A 6,000-nucleotide genomic window follows, 5' to 3' on the forward strand; every position below is an offset into this window, starting at 1 on the left:
GGACCCGAGCCGGTCGTGCTGCACGACCTCGACCTGGCCACGATGTACTGGGACCGGCTCGTCATCCTCGGGGAGGGGCGCGTGGTGGCCTGCGGCAGCCCGCACGACGTCCTCACCGAGGCCCTCATCGCCGGCGTCTACGGCGTCCGGGTCGCCTTCCCCGCCAACGGCCCCCGACGACCGCCCGCACATACGCTTCCTGGGCGCCGTACCGTCCCTCTGACGCGGCATCAGCGTCCGCTACCCGACTCCCCGTTCGGCGTTCCTGAGCCATTGCAGGGCCTGCTCCGGCGCTGCCGCGACCTGGACTCCCGCGGGGACCGGAGGTCGGCGGACCACGACCACGGGCAGCCCCGCCGCACGGGCGGCGGCCAGTTTCGGGGCGGTGGCCGCTCCCCCGCTGTCCTTGGTCACGACCACGTCGATCCGGTGCCGGCGCAGCAGTTCGCGCTCCCCGTCGAGCGTGAAGGGCCCGCGGTCGAGCAGCAGTTGCATGCGGGACGGGACCGGCGCCCCGGGTGCGTCGACGGAGCGTACGAGGAACCACAGGTCGTCCAGGGCGGCGAAGGCGGCCAGCCCCAGGCGCCCGGTGGTGAGGAACACCCGTCGGCCCAGCGAGGGCAGCAGTGCGGCGGCCTCCGCCAGGGAACCGGTCTCGTGCCAGACGTCACCCGGCACCGGGACCCAGCCCGGGCGGCGCAGCGCGAGCAGCGGGACCCGGGCGTCGGCCGCGGCCTTCGCCGCGTTGCGGCTGATGGTCCCGGCGAAGGGGTGGGTGGCGTCGACGAGCGCGTCGACCTTCTGCTCGACCAGCCACACGGCGAGCCCCTCGGCCCCGCCGAAGCCGCCCACGCGCACCGCGCCGGGCGGCAGCCGGGGCGCGGCCACCCGTCCGGCCAGGGAGGTCGTCACGCGGAGCCCGGGCACGGCGTCGGCCGCCAGGAGTTCGGCGAGGCGACGGGCCTCGGTGGTCCCGCCCAGGATCAGTACGTGCACGGCGTCCGGTCCCTTCCGGAGAGCAGGGCCCGAGCGGCGCGGCCGGGGATGGTCACGGCGCCCACTGAAGCACACCGGCTCCCGGCCCGGCCCCGCCGGTCTCGTCGCCCGGGAGCACTCCGCGCGGTGCGGCGGGCCGCCAGGGCATTGACTCGCCCGCCTTTACTTAGAGTAGCCTTGCCTAAGTTGACCGGTTTCCGGAGGGTGGCTGGTGAGATCAGGGGAACAGTCGGGGCGGGACGTCCTGACGCGCTCGGTCAGGGGGCAGGCGCGGCGCGTCGGCCTCGGGGCGGCGCTCGGGTGTGTGCACCAACTGGGGGAAGCCCTGGTACCGGTGCTCATCGGTGTCGTCATCGACCAGGCCGTGGCCGGACAGGACGCCGGGCGGCTCGCCCTCTGGCTGGTCGTCCTGGCCGGGATGTACGTGGCACTGTCGTGGAGTTTCCGGCTGGGCGCGCGAGCCGGTGAGCGCGGTGCCGAAGAGGCCGCGCACACCCTTCGCCTGGCGATCGTGCGCCGGGTGCTCGACGCCCGCGGCGGCGCCGAGGAGGGACGGCTGCCCGGCGAGCTGGCCAACGTCGCCACCGAGGACGCCAAGCGCGTCGGCGCGGTGAACATGGCGCTGATGAGCGGGATGTGGGCGGTCGCGGGCATGACCGCCAGCGCCGTGTGGCTGCTGCTGACGTCCGTGCCGCTCGGGCTGATCGTGCTGCTGGGCACGCCGGTGCTGCTGTGGCTGGGGCATCTGCTGAGCAAGCCTCTGGAGCGCCGCAGCGAGGCCGAGCAGGACCGGGCCGCCCACGCCTCGGGCGTGGCCGCCGACCTGGTGGCCGGGCTCCGGGTGCTGAAGGGGCTGGGCGCTCAGCAGGCGGCCGTCGAGCGGTACCGCCGTACCAGCCGTGCCTCGCTCGCGGCCACCCTGCGCGCGGCACGTGCCGAGTCCTGGCAGACCGGGCTCGTCCTCGCCCTGACCGGTGGGTTCATCGCGCTGATAGCGCTGGTCGGCGGACGGCTGGCGCTCGACGGCTCGCTCACGCTCGGGCAGCTGGTGTCCGCGGTGGGTCTCGCGCTGTTCCTGCTGGGGCCGTTGGAGACGTTCGCCTGGGTCAACGCCGAACTGGCGCAGGGCCGGGCCTCGGCCGCCCGGGTCGCGGAGGTCCTCGCCGCGGCACCCGCCGTGGTGGGCGGTCAGGCCCCGGTGCCGGACCCGGTGCGCGGGGAGCTGCGGCTGCGCGGGGTGCGGCTCGGCGGGCCGGACGGCGTCGACCTCGACCTGTCGGCCGGGCGGCTGACCGGGATCGCCGTGACGGATCCGGCCTCCGCCGAGGCCCTGTTGCGCTGCCTGGGACGGGAGACCGACCCGGAGTCGGGTTCGGTGGAACTGGACGGTGTGCCGTTGACCCGACTCGATCCGGCGGGGCTGCGGGCGGCGGTGCTGGTGGCCGCCCATGACGCCGTGCTGTTCGACGGCTCGCTGGCCGCGAACGTGACTCCGGAAGCGGAGTCGCGCGGCGGCCCGGCGGAGAACGCCGAGGCGGGCGGGACGGCGGACGAGGCGGCGGATCCGCGGACGGAGCGTGCCATGGCCGCCGCGCACGCCGACGAGGTGGCCCGTTCCCTGCCGCACGGCGCCGCGACCGGTGTCGGCGAGGGCGGCCGGTCCCTGTCGGGCGGTCAGCGCCAGCGCGTCCTGCTGGCGCGTGCCCTGCGCGCCGAACCGCCCGTCCTGGTCGTGCACGATCCGACGACGGCCGTGGACGCGGTGACCGAGGCACGCATCGCCGAGGGGCTGCGCGAGATCCGGCGCGGCCGCACCACGGTCGTGGTGACCAACAGCCCGGCGCTGCTCGCCGTCGCCGACCGGGTGGTCCTCCTCGACGGCGGCCGGGTCGGCGCCGAAGGCACCCACGCCGAACTCGTACAGGCCGACGCGACCTACCGGACGGCGGTGCTGGCGTGACGACGGAACAGACGGAAGCCGCGCGGAAGGAAGCCGCGCGGACAGAGACAGGGCGGACAGAGACAGGGCAGACAGCGGCCGGGCAGGGGGAAGCCGATCGGGCCCTGCTGCCGACGGCGAGTCCCGCCCGTACCCGGGCCGCGGTGCGTGAGTTGTTGCGGCCGCATCGGGGGCTGGCCTGGGCCGGGTTCGGGCTGATGGTGCTCGCCACCTCCGTCGGGCTGCTCACCCAGCCCCTGCTCGGTCACATCGTCGACGTGGTCACCGAGCGGCGCTCCCCCGACGCGCTGACCCTGCCCGTCCTCGCGCTGGCCGGGGTCGCCGTGGTGCAGGGCGTCACGACCGCGCTGGGCATGTCGCTGGTGTCCCGGCTCGGCGAGACCGTGCTCGCCCGGCTGCGCGAGCTGTTCGTGGAACGTGCGCTCTCCCTGCCGCTGGGACGGCTGGAGAAGGCGGGCTCCGGCGACCTCAACGCCCGGGTCACCCGGGACGTGTCCCGGGTCGCCGACGCGGTGCGCGGCGCCCTGCCCGAACTGGCGCGCTCCGCGCTGTCGATCGTGCTGACCCTGGGCGCCCTCGCCGTGCTGGACCGGCGGTTCCTGCTGGCCGCGCTCGTCGCCCTGCCCGTACAGGCGCACACCGCGCGGTGGTACGTGCGCAACGCCGTGCCCCTGTACGCCAAGGAGCGCATCGCCACCGGGGCCCAGCAGCAGCAGCTGCTGGACACCATCGGCGGGGCGCGGACCGTACGGGCGTACCGGCTCCAGGCCGGCCACACCCGGCGGGTCACCGACCGCTCGCGGGCGTCGGTGGAACTGACGATGCGCGGGGTGCAGCTGGTGCTGCGCTTCTACAGCCGTCTGCACATCGCCGAGTACGCGGGCCTCAGCGCCGTCCTGGTCACCGGGTTCCTGCTGGTGCGCTCCGGCTCCGCCTCGGTCGGCACCGCCACGGCCGCCGCGCTGTACTTCCACAGCCTCTTCGGACCGGTGAACACCGCGCTCGTGCTGCTCGACGACGCCCAGTCGGCGACGGCGGGACTGGCCCGGCTGGTCGGGGTGGTGGACGAGCCGGTGTCCACGTTCGCCGGGCACGCGGAGGACCGTTCGACCGCCGCCGGTGCCCCGTCCGTGACACTGACCGCCGTCTCCCACGCGTATGTGCCCGGCCGCCCGGTGCTGCACGGCGTCGATCTGGAGATCCGGCCCAAGGAACGGGTCGCGCTGGTCGGTACGACCGGGGCGGGCAAGACGACGCTCGCGAAGCTGGTGGCGGGGCTGCACCGGCCGGAGAGCGGACGGATCGACGTCGGCGGCGTCGAACCGGACGAGTCCGGCCGCCTGGTGGGGCTCGTCACGCAGGAGGTGCACGTCTTCGCCGGGCCGCTCGCCGACGACCTGCGGCTGGCCCGCCCCCAGGCGGACGACGAGGAGCTGCGCGAGGCGCTGGCCACGGTGGGCGCCCTGGGCTGGGCCGAGGCGCTGCCGGAGGGCCTTCAGACCGTCGTCGGCGACGGCGGACACCGGCTCACCGCCGACCGGGCCCAGCAACTCGCGCTGGCCCGGCTCCTGTTGGCCGACCCACCGGTCGTGGTCCTCGACGAGGCGACCGCCGAGGCGGGCAGCTCGGGCGCCCGCCAGCTCGACGAGGCCGCCGAGCAGGCGCTGCGGGGCCGTACGGCGCTGGTCGTGGCGCACCGGCTCAGCCAGGCCGCCACCGCCGACCGGGTGGTCGTCCTCAGTGACGGCCGGGTCGTGGAGAGCGGCACGCACGACGAACTGCTCACCGCCGACGGCGCGTACGCCACCCTGTGGCACGCCTGGTCCGGCAGCCGCTCCCCCGCCCCGGACGGCCCCTGACGAGAACCCTGCCCGCCATCCCCCCGCCCCGGAACCGGCCACCCCCCGCCGAACGCACCGCGACGAACAGAAGGATCATCCGATGCCCCGCGCCATCAGAGCCTCACGGCTGTCCGGCCTGCTCGCCTCCGTAGTCCTGCTCGCCGTCGCGGCCGTCGGCTGCGGCGACTCCGGCTCCGGTTCCTCGTCCTCCGGCGCGAAGGGGTCGGACTCCTCGTCCGCCGCCGGCGCCTTCCCCGTGACCCTCGGCCACAAGTACGGCAGTACGACGATCGAGTCCGAGCCGAAGCGGATCGTCACCGTCGGTCTCACCGACCAGGACGCCGTCCTCGCGCTGGGCAAGGTGCCGGTCGGCACGACCGAGTGGCTCGGCGGCTACCAGGGCGCCATCGGCCCGTGGGCCGAGGACAAGCTGGGCGGCGCGGCGGCGCCGACCGTCCTCACCGGCACCGGCACCGGCCCCCAGGTGGAGAAGATCGCCGCGCTGAAGCCCGATCTCATCCTCGCCGTGTACTCGGGCCTGACCAAGGCCCAGTACGAGAGCCTGTCGAAGTTCGCGCCGGTGGTCGCCCAGCCGAAGGCGTACAACGACTACGGCGTGCCGTGGCAGCAGCAGACCGAGGAGATCGGCAAGGCGCTCGGCAAGGGGACCGAGGCCAAGACGCTCGTGTCGGGCGTCGAGGACAAGTTCGCGGCGGCCAGGAAGGCCAACCCCGCCTTCGCCGGGGCCACGGCCGTCATGGCGACCCCGTACGAGGGCACGTTCGTCTACGGCAGCCAGGACACCCGCTCGCGGATCCTGTCCGGCCTCGGCTTCACCCTGCCGAAGGACCTGGACAAGGTGATCGGGGACACGTTCGGCGCCAACATCAGCAAGGAGCGCTTCGACCTGCTCGACCAGGACGTCGCCGTGTGGATCGTGCCGGACCTCACCACGGCGGTCACCAAGCTGCACAGCGACAAGATCTACTCCGACCTGAACGTGGTGAAGCAGGGCCGTGAGGTCTTCATCCAGGAGACCGGCGACTACGGCAACGCGGTGTCGCTGTCGACCGTGCTGAGCCTGCCCTACGTCATCGACCGCCTGGTGCCGCAGCTCACCGCGGCGGTGGACGGCAAGACCGGCACCGAGGTGGAGCAGCCGGCGTCCTGACCGGCTCCACGGCGATACGCGACGGCATGACG

Annotated in this window: 4 protein-coding genes; 3 read left to right on the forward strand and 1 reads right to left on the reverse strand. The window is 74.5% G+C overall.

The genetic code is table 11. The features are described 5' to 3' along the window. Nucleotides 1–240 precede the first annotated feature (240 nt). Entirely contained in the window at nucleotides 241–996 is a 756-nt protein-coding gene (locus ACFVYS_RS27745; protein WP_389506268.1) for a cobalt-precorrin-6A reductase, read from the reverse strand. A gap of 211 nt (nucleotides 997–1,207) precedes the next feature. Between ACFVYS_RS27745 and ACFVYS_RS27750 the strand changes: the two genes are divergently transcribed. From ACFVYS_RS27750 to ACFVYS_RS27760, 3 genes are all read left to right on the forward strand, one after another. Further along, nucleotides 1,208–2,956: an ABC transporter ATP-binding protein gene (locus tag ACFVYS_RS27750; RefSeq protein WP_389506270.1), complete on the forward strand. Its 1,749-nt coding sequence runs from the start codon at nucleotides 1,208–1,210 to the stop codon at nucleotides 2,954–2,956. A gap of 143 nt (nucleotides 2,957–3,099) precedes the next feature. Continuing rightward, on the forward strand, nucleotides 3,100–4,815 hold the full coding sequence (locus tag ACFVYS_RS27755) for an ABC transporter ATP-binding protein (protein WP_389506272.1): 1,716 nt from the start codon (nucleotides 3,100–3,102) through the stop codon (nucleotides 4,813–4,815). A gap of 82 nt (nucleotides 4,816–4,897) precedes the next feature. Then, the gene (locus tag ACFVYS_RS27760) at nucleotides 4,898–5,968 is read left to right on the forward strand and encodes an iron-siderophore ABC transporter substrate-binding protein (RefSeq protein WP_389506274.1); all 1,071 of its coding nucleotides are present in this window, start codon (nucleotides 4,898–4,900) and stop codon (nucleotides 5,966–5,968) included. Nucleotides 5,969–6,000: the final 32 nt, after the last annotated feature.

Source organism: Streptomyces sp. NPDC058295, from assembly GCF_042880655.1.
Lineage (GTDB): Bacteria > Actinomycetota > Actinomycetes > Streptomycetales > Streptomycetaceae > Streptomyces > Streptomyces coriariae.